Origin of the sequence: Actinacidiphila glaucinigra, from assembly GCF_035918135.1 — a bacterium.
In the GTDB taxonomy this organism is placed as follows: Bacteria; Actinomycetota; Actinomycetes; order Streptomycetales; family Streptomycetaceae; genus Actinacidiphila; species Actinacidiphila glaucinigra.
Window position 1 is genome coordinate 2,229,741 of record NZ_CP109144.1, and the last position, 17,046, is coordinate 2,246,786.

Consider the following 17,046-nt stretch of genomic DNA (forward strand, 5'->3'; position numbering starts at 1 on the left):
TTGTACCGCTCCGGACCAGCCTCGCCTACGGCAGGAGTGGAGACGGCATCAGCGCTTCGACCAGGCGAGCGCCGGTCCCATCGTGTAGCGCTTGCGTAGCTCGTCGGCAACCCTCTGAGAAGCGGGAGGACGGCCCTTCTGGGGTACGGGCTCAGCTGGGCTTCCGCTCCCTGGGGCGGGCTCTCGCACAGACACGAATACGGACGGGAGCAAGCCTTCCGCGTCGCTCTCGACGTCGCTTTCCACATCGCTCTCAACTGGGGGGATGTTCCCAGACGAGGACGCCGACTCTTCGCGCAGGAGCCTTTCGAGCGAGTCGAGCCGGTCCAGCATCGGTGTGTCAGGCTGGGGCAGCACCCACGTGGGGTGGTCCTTCGGCGTCGTCTCCTGGATCAGAGCACGCCGGGCCCGAGCAGGACTCGTACCCAGCGAGCGCATCAGATCGGCACACCGCCGGGTCACCTCCTCCAGCGAGGGACGGCCCTCCGCCTTGTGCGCCAGCATGGCCTTCACGACGGGAGACAGCTCATCGGGCAACCCGGACAGATCGGGGCCGGTCTCGGCGTTGACGACCTGCGCGGCGACCGCCTCCCACCGGGCTCCGTCATAGGGGTAGTGCCCGGTCGCTGCGTACAGGAGTACGGTGCCCAGGCCGTACACGTCAGCAGCCTGTGTCACGTCTATTTCGCCCAGAGCCTGCTCGGGCGGCATGCAGCGGACCGTCCCGATGAGCATGCCGGCCTGCGTGAGCGACCCTTTGGAAGCTCCGACGAAGGCTCCGAGACCGAAGTCGATGATCACGGGGCCAAAGTCGCCGAGGATGATGTTCTGTGCCTTCAAGTCGCGGTGTACCAGGCCCGCGGCGTGCACGGCGGCAAGCCCCTCGGCCAGCAGCGCGCCAAGGCTCGCCACGAGTGGCGTGGGCAGCGGACCTTGGTCCTGTACGACGTCAGAGAGCGGTCGACCAGGGACGTAGTCCATGGCCAGCCAGGGCTGCTCGGCGAACGGGTCCGCGTCGATGAAACGTGCCACACGGCCCGTGCCCGAGATCGTACGCGCGATCGTCGCCTCGCGCTCGAACCGGGCGCGCGTGTGCGGATCAGTTCGATCGGGTCGGATCACCTTCACTGCGACCGGTTCACCCGCCACCGAGTAGGCGAGGTACACCTCCCCCATCCCGCCCGCACCGAGCCGCCGCTCGACGAGGTACGGACCGATACGCAACGGCAGAGCCACATCGCTCACCGCACACCCCCCACTGCACAAACAACCGCACGAACACGCACGGCGCATGCATCCACTCCGCCATGGCACAAACCAGCTACGAGGCGCAGGGACACTGACCAATCACCGCTACAGCGTACTGATCGGATTCCTGCAGGAGGAAGTGATCACACCGAACCAGACCGCACCTCTGGGCGCTATGTTCCCAATCGTGGCCCTATGGATGCAGATCAGTAACCTTCGTAGCCGCTCGCCCTGGAGTCTCGTCGATCAGAAGTTCGTCCGCCGAGGTGGGGTCATCACTTGATGGCCCCCGTGGCGGCAGCCGACTCCTGGCGGTGGCCCAGCTCACGGGCTCACCGCCTCCCTGCCTCGCACCTGGGTGAACAGAGCCTCCAGCGAAACCATCGTGGCCGGGTAGCGGTCGAGCAGTGCCGCGTCTGCCGGGGTCCGGGGAGGGTCCCGCGTGCTCCAGGAGGCGTCGCAGCCCAGGAGGCGGGCCAGTGCGTCGGTGGTTGCCGGGTAGGCCCTGAGGAGTTAGCGCCGCAGGGGGACCCAATCGTCCAGGGCGGCAAGGCGGACGGGGAAGATTCGGCCCGCGCGCGGATGAGCCGAGTAGCCAGTTCGACGCCGTCCGAGCGCAGGCTCACGATCAGGGTCGGGAGCCAGGGTAGGAGCACCGGGGCCCGCAGCTGGCCGAACGCGTTCGACACCGCCTCCACCACGACGTCCGCCAGACGCGGGACGGGCCTCAGTGCGCGGGCTGTCAACCGCAACCCCCGGCAAAGGAATTACGCCCGCGGTCGAAGGCTCAGAGCCACCCCCGCCGGGCCGCCGCCAGCCCCGTCTGGAAACGGGTGGACGCCCCGAGTTCCGTCATCAGGCGATGGATGCGCCGCTGCGTGGTTCGGGCGCTCCAGCCCTGCGTGCGGGCGATCGCCGCGTCCGTGAGCCCCGAGGCCAACAGGCTCACCAGGGCCAGGGTCTCGGCATCCGGCTGCCCCGGCTGACCCGGGTCCCCGGCAATCGGCCCAGCCGCCTCCCCCAGCGGGATCGCCCGCTCCCACTGCGCCTCGAAAAGCGACTGCAGAGCGACCAGCATCGGCGACGGATGGATCAGGTACGCCGCGGACTGACCGCCCGGCGCCAGGCTGAACGGGATGATCGCCGCCCGGCTGTCGCTGATCACCAGCTTCAGCGGCAACTCCGGCCGCATCCGGGCCTGTTCCCCGGCCCGCATGCTCGGCATGATGTCGTCCTGCAGCCTGCCGGGCCACGCCACCGCCTCACGGTCGTAGATCACCCGGTGGGTCACCCCGGTCCGCTGCCGCTCCAGCTGGCCATCAAGGTTGCTGCCGGGCCGGTCGACGTACGGAGGGCGGTCGAAGGCGCACACCTCGCGCCGCGCCCCGGTCGTCAGCCGGTGCACCGCCTTGCTGATGTCCTCGCGGTCCGTCAGCAGCTCAGCGGCCATGTCCGGGTGGCTGATCCTGCCCGCCTCCCGGTGGGTCTCGACGAGCCGCTGCACCAGCGCCCGCGCCTCGCCGAGCTGCTGCTCCCGTTCGTGGATCAGCGCGCCGACCGCGACATCGGGAGCCGTGGCGGAGAACCTCGGCGGCCGCCCCGCGCTGCGCACCGCCAGGCCGTCCCTGACCAGGCCGGACAGCAGCTTCCCCGCCGCGGGCGCGGCCAGGCCGCACGCGTCCGCGACCTCCGCCGCCGTGCACCGCGGCATCCCCACCAGCGCCGTATATACGCGCTCCGCGTCCGCCGTGAACCCCAGAACGTTAAAATCCATGCCCGCTCCCACACCTCCGTGGCACCAACCGGCCACCTGGCGGAGGTAGGCCACCTTTCCCACCTTGCGGCTCGTCCGCCGCACTTGACATCTTCCAGCAACGAGCGCGCTGCCCTGCGTTGAGGTGGGCGTCAGCGCGCCACGGTGTGTCCCCCCGCACACCCTCGCCCCGCTGAAAAGGTGTCCCATGTCGCGTGCCCATCCGCACGGAAGACGACGGCTCGGAGCCGTATCCGTCACGTCCGTCGTGTTCCTGGCCCTCACCGCCGCGCTCCCGGCCTCCGCCGCTCCCGTTCCCGCCGGCCGTACGTCCCTCGGTGACGCGTCACCGCAGAAGGCGCTGCCCGCCCAGCGCTCCGGTGTCGTCCCGGGCCAGGTGCTGGTGACCCTCTCCCCGCAGACCGCCGTGACCGGCCGCAAGCTGCCGAGTAACAGGTCTCAGGCCCACGCCCCCGGGACCAGCAGCGCCGCCGTCAACAAGAAGCTGAACGCGGTCGGCGCCACCTCGCTCCAGCCGCTCTTCCCCTCCCTGTCGGCCGCGGCCACCGAGTCGATGACCACAACCGCCCGCACGCGCCTGGGCGATGACGCCGCCGACCTGTGGCGCACCTACGTCGTACGGACCGGGAACCGCGACTCCGCCGCCGTCGCCCGCGCCCTCCAGGGCACGCCAGGAATCGCGAACGCCGAGCCCAACCGTTACGTCAACACCATGAACACCGGGGGGCAGCAACTGCCCGCCACCGCGAAGGCGTCCGCGAAGCACACACCAGCGACCGCGCCGGGCGCCTCCCCCCTCCCCACCAACTTCGCCCTCACCAACTCCGCCCAGGCGTTCCTCAACGCCGGCGGCGTCAACGCGGTGGGCGCCTTCGACATCCTCCAGGGCCGCTACGGGCAGCAGCCCGGCACCGGCCGGACCATCACCAACGTCTCCATCGGCGACCTCACCGACCAGGCCATGGCCGACTCCGGTGACCCCTACGTGCAGGGCCACGGCCCCACCACCGTGCTCCAGGACGGCCAGCGCTACCTCGACCTCCCCTCCATGCCGCTGATCCCCGCCTACGTCGCGGCCCCCGACGGGAGCCTCAGCGGTACGGCGGCCACCAAGGACCAGGACCCCGGCCTCGGCGAGGTCCTGCTGGACTTCAGCGTCATGGCACCCCTGGCGCACGACCGGCAGCGTCCCGGCCGGACCGGCAGCGACTACACCGATCTGCTCGGCGTCGCCCCCGGCGCCGGCTACCGCCTCGTCGTCCCGCAGCAGCCGACGATGGACCAGATCGCGACCGCGCTGCTGGCCGCCACCCACCAGTCCCCCAAGCCGGACGTCATCACCGCCAGCCTCGGCTTCGGCACCGACGCCCAGGGCTTCCCGGGCCGCTACCTGGAGGGCGACCCGTACATACGGTCCGTCGTCGCCTCGATCGTCCAGAAGGACCACGTCGTGGTGGTCATCTCCTCCAACGACGGAACACGCCTCTACACCCCGGCCGCCGTCGGCCCCGACGGCGGCAGCACGCCCACCGACACCGCGAAGAACGACAAGTCGGCCACCGATATCAACGACGTGGCCTACTCCACCACCCCGTCGCACGTCCCCGACAGCGGCGCGATAGCCGCCGGCGGCACCACCCTGGACGACACCCTCGCCTCCCGGACCGGACCCGCCACCACCGCCGAGACCCGCATCAGCGGCTTCGGCACCTTCTCCTCCGGCTTCGGCACCCGCATCGACCTCGCGGCGCCCAGCGACAACATCGTCGCCTTCACCCACACCGACCGGGGCGACGCGCAGTCCGTCACCCCCGTCCTCAACGGCGGCACGTCCGCGTCCGCGCCCGAGATCGCGGCGGCCGCCGCCGTCGTGCTCCAGGCCGCCGGTCTTGCCGGACACCACCTGACGCCCGCGCAGGTACGGGACGTGCTGAAGCGGACCGGCCGTGAGGTCGCCACCCCGGCGCAGATCGACCGCGACCTCAACGTCGGCCGGCAGATCGACGTCACCGCCGCCGTCGAGGACGTCCTCGGGCACCGCGGCGGCGCCACCGCGGCCGTACGGCTGTCGGTCGCCCACCGGATCACCAACGCCGGCCTGGGCGGGCAGTTCCTCGAGACGACCGACCCCAACCGCATCGACCTCGGGGACATGGCCTCCGGCGGCAACGGCATGGGCCTGGTGGGCCCGGTCACCTTCGCCGGCGACGTCACCGGCCTCCCCAAGGGCGCCAGCCCCACGTACACGCTCACCGTGGGCACGCGGACCTGGAACTCCGCCACCCCGGCGATCCGCGTGACGCCGACGGAGCTGCTGGACGCCGCGGGACTCGCCGTGGTCTCCGACTCCGACCGCACGATCACCGCCACCTACCGCGTACAGATCGGCGGCCGGACCCAGGCCACCGTGCGCCGCACCCTCACCGTCGGCCCGAGCGACGGCCGTTACGTGGAGAGCACCGCGCCCAAGGCCCCCGCGGTGGTGAAGGCCGGCCACGCGGTCACCGTCAGCTACGACCTGACCGGCGTCGCCGGGCTCAACGACCCGCAGCTCGTCGTGTCCACCGTCGGTCACTGGAACCCCGCCCTCGCGCCGCTCTTCAGCGCCGCGTGGCACCAGGCCCTGACCGCCGGCTCCGGCACGGTCACCATCCCCGCTGACGCGTTCGGCGCCGGCGGCGGCCTGTACGGCATCGGCATCGCCCAGGCCGGATTCGGCGGCAATCCCGTCCTCACCACCTACGGGGAGTTCGCCCCCGTCCGCGTCGACGGCGGCACCGCCGAGCAGCGCCCGCAGGCGCCGCTGGTCACCGGACTGGAGGGCGTCCCCGCGCACAGTGCCGTGGTCACCCGCGCCAAGGCCGGCTTCACCCTGAGGTACGACGTACGCGACATCCCGGGCGCGAAGTACGCGCAGGTGGAGTTCGCCGCGCCCGCCCCGACGCTCCACAACTCGCTGAACACCTTCACCAACGCCAACGGCACGGCCCTCGACGACAACGGCGTCGACGCGCCCTCCACAGCCCACCGTGTCCTGCCCGCCACCAAGGGCAGCGTCGACCTCGACGCCCTGCGGCTGGGCCTGTCCTCCTCCACTGTCTACGGCGTGCGCGTCATGGCCCTCGACAGCAAGCACCGGGTCATCGGCCAGGCGTCTCCCGTCTCGACCCTCGAGGTCGACGACGGCGTCGCCCCGGCCGGAAGCACGGTGCTGTCCTTCGCCGCCGCGGGCGACGACTCGGTCGCCGCACTGCGGACCGTCTCCGGTGCTACCGAGATCCGCCACTACTCCACTAGGACCGGCGTCTACGGCCCGGTCATCGCCTCGGACAGCGGCGACGGATCGGAGTACGAGGTCCTCGGCGTGGCCCCCGCCACGCACCGCGCCCTTGCGGTGCACCAGGCGGAGCCCGGCGGCGATGTGCAGGTGGAGACCTGGAACACCGCCACCGGCACCCTCGTCGGGCGGACCACGCTCGCGGCGGCCGACTACCGCTTCGTCGTCGGACGCGTCGACGCCGTCCGTTCCCGCGGCGCGCTGCTGCTGCGAGGCGGCGCCGACAACACCGACCTGGTGCTGCCCGTCGACCTGAGGGACGGCACCACGCAGGACCCCGTCCCCGCCGATCTGCCGGGCGTCGCCAAGGGCTCGCACAGCCTCCTGGACATCGACTCCTCCACCGGCGACGTCTACCTGGCGAAGGGCGCCCCCATCGCCCTCTGCCTGGGCGGCGTCCAGATCCCGCGCGTCGACACGCAGACCCGCAGCGTGAGCCTCGTGGGGACCATGTCCGGTTGCAGCAACGGCTTCGGCTCCGACGGCGCAGGCACGCTCTACAACCTGTCGGCCACCGCGATCAGCACCAAGATCGTCCCGACCAGCGTCCTCGGCTCGCTCGACGTGGCGACCGGCGAGACGGACGACCCGGTGGCCGTACGGCGCGGCCCCGCCACGGGGATGGCGGTGGACGGCTCCAACGGGCTCGCGGTGGCGGCGTTCACGGCGCCGGAGGGCACGAGCTACGCCGGCTCCGGCACCGCCGTCGTCGCGGACAACAACGCCACCGGCCGGCTGCTCGTCATCGACGTCACGACGGGCGAGGTGGTGCGGACGCTGACCGGGTTCCAGATCACGGGCCACGGCGGTCCCCTGGTCCACGGCGGTGTGATGAACTCCGTCCAGCTGGACCCGGCGACCCGCACGGGCTGGACGTACGGGGCGTACGACGGTCAGATCCGCCAGTTCTCCTACTGAGCTCGGGGCGATCTGTGCCACGGGGGGGGCGAGAAGCGGTCACCGCTTCTCGCCCCCCGTGGCGCGTGCCCATACCGGGTCGCGACCAAGGACACAGCAGCCGGGACCGCCACGCCCGGAGTACCTGGAGCAGCGGGCAGACCGAACCGGTTCCGGCGAGTACGGAAACCATCCCCGCGCGCCGGGCCTGTCCGTGTCCCGATCTCATGCCCTGGCCAACAACGCCTCCAGTGCCTCAGCCGTCGCCGGGTAGCGGTCGAGCAGTGCCGCGCCCGCCAGCTCCGGTTCTGCCGTCACCCAAGGGGCGTCGCAACCCGGGAGGTGGGCTAGTGCGTCGGTCGTTGCCGGGTGGGCGGCGAGGAGACTCACGCCGCGGGAAGTCTGTCGGGCCGAGATCAAGGCCTGCGGCGCCGGCTGGGTCGTGCGCCACGGGGGGATCCATTCGTCCAGGGCCTTCAGGCGGCCTGGGAACATGCGGCCCGCCTCGCGGATCAGGAGGGGGGCCAGCTCCGCCCCGCCTGCGCGCAGGCTCGTGATCAGGGTGGGGAGCCACGGCAGCAGGACCTGGTCCGGCAGGCGGCCGAACGCCTTCGATACGGCTTCCACCACCACGTCCGCCAGGCCCGGGACCGGTTCCAGGGCGTGGAGGAGGCCGCTGAGGTAGCGCGGGTACGCCGGGACCACCATCGGGTTGGCCAGCAACTCGTCGCACCTGGCGCGCAAATCCGTGCGGGTCATGGTGCCCAGGTGGACCTGGGCCGCCCACAGCAGCGCCGTCTTCGACGGGTCCTGCGGGTGGGACTGCGCCACCGCCAGTTCCAGCTGGGTCCGGTCGCAGCCCAGCGACAGCGCCAACGTCTCCATGCTGAACAGGAAGCCCAGCATCGCCGCCACCTGGCGGACCGTTGCGTCCTCGTCGGTGAACGCCGTCGGCAGCAGGGTGCAGTAGTGCGCGTACCCGGTCTTGACGAAGGACTCGATCCACGACGGCAGCGTCGGTTCGCTCGTGCGGTAGTAGGCGAGGAGCCGTCGTACCCGGCGCAGTACCTCCGGTGCGCCGTCCACCGTACGCTCGGCTGACAGCACCTCCAGGGCGCGGGTGCCCAGCTCGTCGGCGAGGCGGCGGCTGTTCAGGTACAGGGTGGCGTCCTCAACGGCTTCCAGGACGGTCGCCGCGGTGGCCTTCGGGTCGTACGCCCGGCGGCGCAGGCGCTGCTCCAGGACCTGCTCGATGCTGACGCCCTCGTAGCCGAGCTCGATCAGCGCGCGCTGGTGCGTGCCGAGCGCCAGGTCCCAGGACTCCTGGATCGGGCGCTCGCCGAGCTTCCGCTCGCCCATGATCGGCCGGGCGGTGCCCTCGGGCATCAGCCGGCGCAGCATCCACAGGACGTCGGAGCACGGGCCGAGTTCCGGCCGGCCGGCGATGTCGAGCAGGGCGCGCTGCACCCCTCGCTGCTGGAGCTTGAGGTTCAGGGGTGCGAGGCGGTCGTGGACGTCGCGGGCGAGCGGCGGCAGGGCGTCGTAGCCGACCTGGCCGATCCGGTCGCCGCCCATCATGATCTCGACGATCCGGCGTACGTCGCGCCGGCCGGGCACCGCGTCCTTCTCGATGCACGTGACGGCCGCGTCCTGGAAGTCGTACGGCGTGGGCTTGGCCCGGTCCCGCATCCCCGCCAGCAGGATCGACGTCTCGAACACGGCGATCGCGTCGGCGGTCGAGGCGAGGTAGCCGTTGCGCCGGGCGGCGCGCACGATGTCCACCGACCAGCCGAGCAGTTCGGCCTCGTCCAACTGGTCCAGGACCGGCGGGCGCTGCAGGAAGCCGGTCAGCTGGTCGGCCGCCGCAGCCTGAGGGGCGGGTGGCAAGGTCTTGGCGGGCGTCGTCTTCTTCGTGCCCGCCTGGCCCGTCAGGCGGTACGGCTTGACCCGTGTCCGCTTGAGGTTCTTCGTCCACTGCGTCGCCGCGATCGACACCGAACCCGCGGCCAGGCCGAACTGCGCCTCGATCGCCGCGTGGCTGGACGGGATCAGGCCGTGCAGCCACTTGGTGCCGCTGCGCGGGCTGATCTCGAACGTGTCGGTGCCCTCCACGCCGAACTCCGCCACGCGGCTTGCGGCGTGGAAGGCGCCGCAGACGTAGACGCAGTCCGCCGGGTCGGTGCCGGTGGCCGCCAGGTGCTCGCGCATCCGGGTCCACATGTGGCGCTCGCGGTCCTCGTCCACGCGCACCCGGCCCGGGTCGCCGGGGGCAAGGCGCCGGAAGAGGCTGCCGATGAGGAACATGACCTGGCGGTACGTGTCGTGGTCGGCGTCGCCGAGAGGTAGCTCGACGTACTGGTGCCACCACTCCGACCAGTGCCGCACCCGGCCGTGGCGCAGCAAGTGCTCCTCCAGTTCGGCGAAGCGCGGCCGCAGGTCGCCGATCTCCACGCCGACCGCGTCGCCGTGGAGTGCGGCCTCCTCCTCGGCGGGCGGCGCGTCCGGGTCGTCCGGCGACTCGGGCCGCTCGGCGCGGGCGTCCCACTGGAAGACGTGGTCGGAGGAGCGGTCGACGAGGACGAGTTCCACGCCCGGGGTGTCCAGCGCGTAGGCGATGGCCTGGTACTCCGCCGAGGCCTCGGTGATCGGGGCGACCACCGACAGCGGGGCCCAGTCGGCGGGGAAGCCGTCGGCCTCGCTCGCGTACGCCTGGACCGCCACCGGCAGCCGGCAGTTGCGCAGCTCGGTGAGCAGCGGCGTCATGTCCTCGCACAGCTCCAGGTACACGACCTTGGGCTGCTTCTCGCGCAGGCGGCGTGCCATGGCCACCGCCGAGGCGGGCGAGTGGTGGCAGACCGGGAAGACCTCCAGCGGCTCGCGCACGGCGCGGTCGACGTCGTCGACCATGCCGAGCAGGATGCCCTCCAGGGCGTCGGGTCCGTCGGTGAACGTCGTGGCCGCTTCGCGGAGCTGGCCGCGCAGCGCCTCGAAGGTGCCCTCGTGGGTGCCGCTCATGACAGTGTGGCGATCGCGTCGCGGCCGCCCTCCAGGAACTCCGGCCAGGCGCCGCCCTCGTCCTTGCTGCGCGGCTCGACGACGCCGTGCAGGTACTTGTTGAGAATCGCCAGGTCCTCGGGCTCGCGCCGGGCCAGCGAGCCGACGAGCGAGGAGGCCAGGGTGCGGGCGGTCAGGGCGCGCTCGCCGAAGAAGTTGCTGTGCAGGATGGAGTCCTCCAGCACGCCGATCTGCTCGGCGGTGGACAGGGCCGACTCCAGCTTCTCGTCGTCGCTGCCCGCCGCGGCGGCCGAGGCGCGCAGGTCGGCGAAGCTCTGCAGCAGCACGTCGAGCAGGCTCGGCGGCACGTCCAGCTCGATCTGGTGGCGGCGCAGCAGCTCCTCGGTGCGGAAGCGGACGATCTCCGCCTCGCTCTTCTTGTTCGTCACGACCGGGATGCGGACGAAGTTGAACCGGCGCTTGAGCGCGGAGGACAGGTCGTTGACCCCGCGGTCGCGGCTGTTGGCGGTGGCGATGATGGAGAAGCCGGGCTTGGCGAAGACGATGTTGTCGCTGTCGCCGTCCAGCTCGGGGACGGAGATGTACTTCTCGGAGAGGATGGAGATCAGCGCGTCCTGGACGTCGCTGGTGGAGCGGGTGAGCTCCTCGAAGCGGCCGATCGCGCCGGTCTCCATGGCCGTCATGATCGGCGAGGGGATCATCGACTCCCGCGACTGGCCCTTGGCGATGACCATGGACACGTTCCACGAGTACTTGATGTGGTCCTCGGTGGTGCCGGCGGTGCCCTGCACCACGAGCGTGGAGTTGCGCGATATGGCGGCGGAGAGGAGTTCGGCGAGCCAGCTCTTGCCGGTGCCGGGGTCGCCGATGAGCAGCAGGCCGCGGTCGGAGGCGAGGGTGACGATGGAGCGTTCGACGAAGCTGCGGTCGCCGAACCACTTCTGCGAGATCTCGCGGTCCAGGCCGTCGGAGGGCTCGGAGCCCAGGATGAACAGCCGGACCATCTTGGGCGACAGGCGCCAGGAGAAGGGCTTGGGGTTGTCGTCGACCGACTCCAGCCAGTCCAGTTCCTCGGCGTACTTGGTCTCGGCGGGGGCGCGCAACAGGTCGGACATGAGGGGCCTTTCGGGCGTGATGGGGTTGTTCGGGTTACCTGGGTTGCCTTGTGTTGCCTTGGACTGCCCGGGGGCGCTCAGGCGAGGAACGTCTTCAGCTCGTTGACGAGCTTGCGTATGTGGCCGGAGATCACCGGCGTGCCGAGGTCCTTGAAGCGCTCCCGGAACCACGGGTTGACGCTGCCGCGGCCGGAGCTGGTCACCGAGCCGACGGGGATGAACTTGACCCCCGAGCGGTGGAGCGCGGCCATGCTCTCGAACAGCGGCTCGGTCCGCCACTCGTAGAAGTCGGAGATCCACACGACGACGGTGTTGCGGGGCTCGGCGACCTTCGGCTGCGCGAGCGCCATGGCCACCGTGCCGTCGGTGCCGCCGCCGAGCTTCGTGCGCAGCAGGGTCTCGAAGGGGTCGTGGACCCAGGGCGTGAGGTCGAGCGCCTGCGTGTCGTACGCGATGAGGTGGACGTCCACCTTCGGCAGCCCCGCGAAAATTGAGGCGAGGATGGTGCAGTTCACCATCGAGTCGACCATCGAGCCGGACTGGTCCACGACGACGATCAGACGCTGGGGCGTCGTCTTGCGCGCGGTGTGCCGGTAGTAGAGGCGGTCGACGTACAGCCGCTGCTCCTCCGGGCTCCAGTTGGTGAGGTTCTTCCAGATGGTGCGGTCGAGGTCGAGGTTGCGGAACACCCGCTTGGGCGGGATCGAGCGGTCGATCGCGCCGACCGAGGCCTTCTCGACCTGCGTGCGGAGCACTTGGGCGACCTCGTCGACGAAGCGGCGGATCAGGGACTTGGCGTTGGCCAGGGCGACGCCGGAGAGGTTGTTCTTGTCGCGCAGGAGCTGCTCGATCAGGGACATGCTCGGGGTCAGCTGCGCGGCGAGCTTGGGGTCGGCCAGCACCTCGCGCAGGTGCATGCGCTTGACGAGGTCGGCCTCGATCGCGCCGAGTTCCGGGCCGATCGCCGGGATCAGCTGGCTGAGGTCGGGGGTGGTGCCCCCGCCGCCGGTGCCGGTGGGGCTGACGCCGGGGCCTGCCATACGTCCGCTGGCGCGGCCTCCGCGCAGCTCGCCGGGGCGGCAGCCCAGCGCGCGTTCCAGCCAGCCCGCGTCGGACTGCCAGCGTGCCAGCTGCCCGGCGGTGACGGTGCCGGAGCCGGAGGCGAAGACGTTGAGCAGGACCTTCGACACCACCGCGGCGCGGCGGACTTCGGCGGCGCGGTCGCGTGCGCCGTCCTCGGGTTCGGGTTCGGGCGCCATCAGGCCGTCGAACTCTGCGGCCAGATCCGGGTGGCGCTGCACGATGGAGTCGACAGAGGCCTGCGGGTCCAGCAGCGCGGGCGGCAACCCGATGTCCTCGACGACGGCGAGGCTCGCCGACTCAAGGGTGGCCTGCTCCTCCGGGTCGAAGAGCCGGGCGAGCAGGCGCCAGTACAGGACCTGGCGGCGGTTATCGTGGGGGTCGGCGGCGGGGAGCCCGTCCCTGCCGTCGGTGGGCCCGGTGATCTGCCCGGTGGTCTCGTCGGTGGTCTGGTCGGTCATTTGCGCAGCAGCCTTCCCGCGCGCTCCCGCAGCACGGCCACCGCGTCGGTGGCGGCCTTCTCGGCCTTGACCCCGTTCTTGTCGGTCGTCCCGCCCGCCCATTCCCCGGCGTGGACGGTGACGGCCTTCTTCCGCACCGTCGTCTCGACGGCCAGCGGCTGGACCTGGTACGTGCCGTCGTCCCAGCGCAGCAGCGCGATGCAGGCGCCCGACGCCGCGACCGCCTCGGGGGTGAGCGGCCCGGCGGCCGGGACGCGGTCGGTGTCGACGGCGAGGGTCTGCCCGGCGGCGGTGAACGTCACCTCGCCGTCGTCGGTCGCGGCGGCGTAGCCCTCCAGGAAGACCGGTACGGCGACGCGCGCCGGGTGGCGGTCCAGGGGTGCGACGACCGGGTCCGCGGCGGTGGGCAGTGCCACGCGGGCGGTGGCGAAGGCGTCGGCGGGCTCGCCGGCGTGCGCCTGCGCGTCGTTCCACAGCAGGTCGCCCTCCGCGGTGACCGGCATGCCGGTGAGGTCCATGGAGCGGCCCTCGCTGACGGCCGCCAGCAGCGACATGTGCGGGCGGAGCAGCTGCCACAGTCCGGCGCCGACGACGGTGTCCGGCTTGGGCACCGACACACTGGCACGCACCAGGCGGGCCGTCGTGCCGTCCGCGGGTTCGAACACGGCGTGGACCTGGGCCTGTACGGCGGTGGCGTGCTCCTGCAGGTCGACCCCCAGGGGCAGGAGGCGGCCGGTCGCCGTCCCGGCGGCGGGCGGGCCGCCCGCGCCGGGCAGCGTCAGCAGCATCCCGCGCGACCACAGGTCGGCCCAGCGGCGTACGGGGAACCGCTCCATCGTGGCGCCGGGGCACGAGGCGGCTAGCTCCGCGGCGAAGCCGTCGAGGAGCGTGGCCAGGCGGCGCAGCGCCGGGTCGGGCAGCATCGCGGAGACGATCTGCGCCGCGCCCGACACCAGGTCGTGGTCGATGCCCTGCCAGCCGGAACGGGCCAGGTCGGACAGCCAGGAGCGGGCGGCGGCCTGCAGGTTCGGAGCCTGAGCGCCCTCGGGCTCCGGGACGCTCTCGTCCCCGCGGGGGCGGCCGGTTGCCTCCTGGACCCGGGCCGTCAACGCGTCGTGGGCGGCGCCGAGCAGGGCGGTGCGGGCGGCGGCGAGGACGACCAGGTGGTCCTCGCTCGCGGCGCCGGCCGCCGCCTTCTCGGCCGCCTCGGCGACCCGCGCGGCCAGCGGGGTCCCCGCGACGGCGTGGACGAGTTCCGTCAGCCCGGCGGTCTGGGCAGGCTGCGGGCGCAGCAGTCCGCCGACGAGCGTGGCGTCGAAGGCGTCGACGGCCGCCAGGGCCTCGTCGAGCCCAGGGAGGGCTTCCGTGAGCAGGTCGATGCGCATCACGCCACCGCCCTGGTCGGCGGGAACCACTGCATCTCCGGCAGCGGGGCCGTGGTGGGGGCGAGTTCCAGGTAGGCGAGGTGGCGCAGGAACCGGCTGAAGACCGGCGCCGCGGCCTGCTTGTCCCCCGGCGACGGGCGCGCGCTCGTCATGGCGGCCGTGATGCTCTGCGCGTCCGGCTCGCCGCTCGCGCTCTCCGCCTTGACGTAGCGGGAGACGCGCTCGGCGCCGTACTGGAGCACGGCCTCGACGATCAGGGCCCGTATGTGGTTGCAGAAGCCGCCCCGGGCGCCGCCGCAGGGCCGGTTGTTGTTGGTGCTGCAGGTGTAGGCGTAGGTGCCGGCGGCGACCGACGAGACGTAGACCCGCTCGATGTCCGAGCCGCTGGACACCACGCCCTGCAGGCGTCCGTCGGCCAGCTCGACGAACGGAACCTTGGCGAGCTTGCGCGGCCGCGCGGGTGCCGTGACCCGGGCCGTGCTCGATTTCTCCCAATCTGACAACACGCCATCTCCTGTGCAGCAGGGGGTATTCCGCGCCACATCGGCGGGACGTCAGTGAACATATCCGCGATCACTGACAATGCCGTCCGGGGATCCACAACCGCAGGTCAGGGGCACGCGGCGAGCGTGCCGGGGCCGGCACGACGGACCCTGCCGCCCGGCCCGGGCGCCGGTCTCGGCGCCGATGCCGTGGGCATCAATGTGCTCTCAGCGCCGGCGCCAGCGTCGGCGCTCCGCGACGAGGGCGAGCGCGGCGGTCTCGGCGCGGCTGCGGGCCAACCGATGGGCGCGGGACTCCTGGCCGCGCGGGTTGGTGGCGTGGGCCGCCCACGGCGGCGACAGCGCGGCGTTGGCCCGGCACGCGCCGCGTTCGGCGCCAAGCGTGCGCGGACCGCCGCCCGCGTCACCGCGGCAAGGTCAACCCGCCGCGTTCCGGCAGCGGGGCGGTGAACCCCCAGCCGCGGGCCAGCAGCGCCTCCACGGCCGCCACGGCCGTCCGCAGCCTCTGCTCGTGCGGGCCGGTGAGCACCACGTACGGCAGGCCGCGGCGGGTGAGTTCGGTGCGGAAGCGGGCGGTCATCCAGGAGCGCAGGTGCTCGCCGTCGCGCAGCCCGTCGTCCTCGAACGGCACCCCGGCGTCGTCGGTGAGCAGCCACAGATGCTGCCTGCCCCGGGCCGCGACGGCCTCCACGCGGGGGTTGCGGCCGCCCATGTATCGCTCGTGCCAGATGGTCGTGGCCATGGCGTCGGTGTCGCAGAACAGGACCGGGGACCCGGCCCGCGCGGCGGCGTCCTCCTCGGCGAGCTGGCGCTCCGCGATGACCTCGAACTCGTCCGAGTCCCAGGTGACTTCGTCGAACGTGGCCTCCGGCCGGGTCGCCAGCAGCCGGGCGTACTTCTCCTCGCTGAAGGTGCGCCCGTACTCGGGCACCCAGCGCGTCGCCTCCCACACCCCGCCGCGTGCCCGGTAGTGCTCCGCGAGGGCGCGGGCCATGGTGGTGGTGCCGCTCGACTCCGCGCCGACGACCACGACGCGGCGGGCCAGGGCCGCCCGTACCGGTGCGGCCAGATGGTGCCAGCAGGCGACGGGGTCCTCGCGGACGGCGGTGCCGGACACGGGGTGTGCCGTACGGCGCAGGTCCACCGTCACCGCCGCCGCGCCGAAACGGCGGGCGAGTTCCTGCCCGTACGGCTCCGAGGTGAAGACGGCGTCGACGGGATCCGGGACGGCGGCCTGGAAGATCGCCATGTGGGCGTCCCAGACGGCGGGGTCGGTGTAGTCGACGGGTATGTCGTCCACGGCGCCGACGACGTCGACGCCCGCCTCCGGATGCACCTCGCGCATCCAGGCGACGCGTTCGGCGAGCGGGACGGACTCCACGGCGGAGGCACAGACCAGCACGGTGAGTCTGCGGCACCGCGCGGCGGCGCTGCGGACGAGGTGGTGGTGGCCGGCGTGCGGCGGGTAGAACTTGCCGAGAACCAGCCCGTGGTCGAACTCGCTCACGCCACGACCTCCATCCGGGCGGCCGGGCCGTCCGTACGGGATGCCGCCTCGGCCCGCCAGCCGCGCAGGCCTGCCAGGCACAGCAGCAGGAAGCCGGCGTAGAGGAGCGAGGTGAGGTAGAGGCCCTTGTAGGCGTAGAGCGGGATGTAGACGAGGTCGGCGGCGATCCAGAGGTACCAGGACTCGATCTTCTTCCGGCACTGGCCGTAGGTGGCGGCCAGCGACAGCGCGGTGGTGAGCGCGTCCCAGAAGGGCACGGTGGAGTCGGTGACCCGGTCCAGCAGGACGGCCAGGAGCACCGTGGCGACTGCGGTCGCCGGGGCCAGCACCGCCCAGGTGCGCCGGTCCGTGCGGCTGACGGCGAGCCGTCCGGCGGCTGGTCCCCCGGCGGCCCATGACCACCAGCCGTACACCGCGAGCACCACGTAGACGACCTGCAGGGCGGCGTCGGCGTAGAGCCCGGCGCCGCCGAACAGCAGGATGAAGAAGAGGTTGTTGGCGATGCCGACGGGCCAGTTGGCGATGTGCCGGCGGGCCACGAGCCATACGCAGAGCGCTCCGCTGCCGAATCCGAGGACCTCCACCCAGCTGACGGGGGTGTCCAACAGGGTGAACAGCGGTTGCTGGAGAGGGGCGAGCAAGTCCGCGAGAGCCACGCGGTGACCTCCTGTAAATGTCACCTTGACGATAACGGGGAGGATGCGGCGAGGCAAGGGAATTACCG

10 protein-coding genes and 1 pseudogene are annotated in these 17,046 nt (G+C 72.1%); 1 reads left to right on the forward strand and 10 read right to left on the reverse strand.

The features are described 5' to 3' along the window. Window positions 1-48: 48 nt before the first annotated feature. From OIE69_RS09775 to OIE69_RS09785, 3 genes and pseudogenes are all read right to left on the reverse strand, one after another. On the reverse strand, window positions 49-1,245 hold the full coding sequence (locus tag OIE69_RS09775) for a serine/threonine-protein kinase (RefSeq protein ID WP_326571561.1): 1,197 nt from the start codon (window positions 1,243-1,245) through the stop codon (window positions 49-51). A gap of 327 nt (window positions 1,246-1,572) precedes the next feature. Beyond that, window positions 1,573-1,982, reverse strand: a pseudogene (locus OIE69_RS09780) (hypothetical protein); the annotation flags it as partial. Window positions 1,983-2,035: 53 nt separating this feature from the next. Continuing rightward, window positions 2,036-3,022, reverse strand: coding sequence for a helix-turn-helix domain-containing protein (locus tag OIE69_RS09785; RefSeq protein WP_326571562.1), 987 nt, complete (start codon window positions 3,020-3,022; stop codon window positions 2,036-2,038). Window positions 3,023-3,209: 187 nt separating this feature from the next. Here OIE69_RS09785 and OIE69_RS09790 point away from each other — a divergent pair, with 187 nt between their 5' ends. Next, the gene (locus OIE69_RS09790; RefSeq protein ID WP_326571563.1) at window positions 3,210-7,277 is read left to right on the forward strand and encodes a S8 family serine peptidase; all 4,068 of its coding nucleotides are present in this window, start codon (window positions 3,210-3,212) and stop codon (window positions 7,275-7,277) included. A gap of 204 nt (window positions 7,278-7,481) precedes the next feature. Here the strand turns inward: OIE69_RS09790 and OIE69_RS09795 are convergent, their stop codons facing one another. The 7 genes from OIE69_RS09795 to pnuC all read right to left on the reverse strand — a co-directional run bounded on the left by OIE69_RS09795 (window position 7,482) and on the right by pnuC (window position 16,978). Continuing rightward, on the reverse strand, window positions 7,482-10,271 hold the full coding sequence (locus OIE69_RS09795) for a DUF5682 family protein (protein ID WP_326571564.1): 2,790 nt from the start codon (window positions 10,269-10,271) through the stop codon (window positions 7,482-7,484). Then, entirely contained in the window at window positions 10,268-11,386 is a 1,119-nt protein-coding gene (locus OIE69_RS09800) for an ATP-binding protein (RefSeq protein WP_326571565.1), read from the reverse strand. Before OIE69_RS09800 ends, OIE69_RS09795 begins: the two co-directional genes overlap by 4 nt. A gap of 77 nt (window positions 11,387-11,463) precedes the next feature. After that, window positions 11,464-12,927 (reverse strand): VWA domain-containing protein, encoded by a 1,464-nt coding sequence (locus tag OIE69_RS09805; protein WP_326571566.1) that lies wholly within the window; start codon window positions 12,925-12,927, stop codon window positions 11,464-11,466. After that, window positions 12,924-14,312, reverse strand: coding sequence for a hypothetical protein (locus tag OIE69_RS09810; RefSeq protein WP_326571567.1), 1,389 nt, complete (start codon window positions 14,310-14,312; stop codon window positions 12,924-12,926). Before OIE69_RS09810 ends, OIE69_RS09805 begins: the two co-directional genes overlap by 4 nt. Further along, window positions 14,312-14,815: a hypothetical protein gene (locus tag OIE69_RS09815; protein WP_326581071.1), complete on the reverse strand. Its 504-nt coding sequence runs from the start codon at window positions 14,813-14,815 to the stop codon at window positions 14,312-14,314. Before OIE69_RS09815 ends, OIE69_RS09810 begins: the two co-directional genes overlap by 1 nt. A 403-nt stretch (window positions 14,816-15,218) precedes the next feature. Continuing rightward, the gene (locus OIE69_RS09820; RefSeq protein ID WP_326571568.1) at window positions 15,219-16,322 is read right to left on the reverse strand and encodes an AAA family ATPase; all 1,104 of its coding nucleotides are present in this window, start codon (window positions 16,320-16,322) and stop codon (window positions 15,219-15,221) included. Then, window positions 16,319-16,978 carry a nicotinamide riboside transporter PnuC gene (gene pnuC, locus OIE69_RS09825; RefSeq protein WP_326571569.1) on the reverse strand — a complete coding sequence of 220 codons (660 nt, stop codon included), beginning with the start codon at window positions 16,976-16,978 and terminating at the stop codon, window positions 16,319-16,321. Before pnuC ends, OIE69_RS09820 begins: the two co-directional genes overlap by 4 nt. Window positions 16,979-17,046: the final 68 nt, after the last annotated feature.

Excerpts from the sequence above, each read along its gene's own strand:
- OIE69_RS09785 (WP_326571562.1), bottom strand. The coding sequence starts at position 3,022 with ATGGATTTTAACGTTCTGGGGTTCACGGCGGACGCGGAGCGCGTATAT.
- OIE69_RS09790 (WP_326571563.1), top strand. The coding sequence starts at position 3,210 with ATGTCGCGTGCCCATCCGCACGGAAGACGACGGCTCGGAGCCGTATCC.
- OIE69_RS09795 (WP_326571564.1), bottom strand. The coding sequence starts at position 10,271 with ATGAGCGGCACCCACGAGGGCACCTTCGAGGCGCTGCGCGGCCAGCTC.
- OIE69_RS09800 (WP_326571565.1), bottom strand. The coding sequence starts at position 11,386 with ATGTCCGACCTGTTGCGCGCCCCCGCCGAGACCAAGTACGCCGAGGAA.
- OIE69_RS09805 (WP_326571566.1), bottom strand. The coding sequence starts at position 12,927 with ATGACCGACCAGACCACCGACGAGACCACCGGGCAGATCACCGGGCCC.
- OIE69_RS09810 (WP_326571567.1), bottom strand. The coding sequence starts at position 14,312 with ATGCGCATCGACCTGCTCACGGAAGCCCTCCCTGGGCTCGACGAGGCC.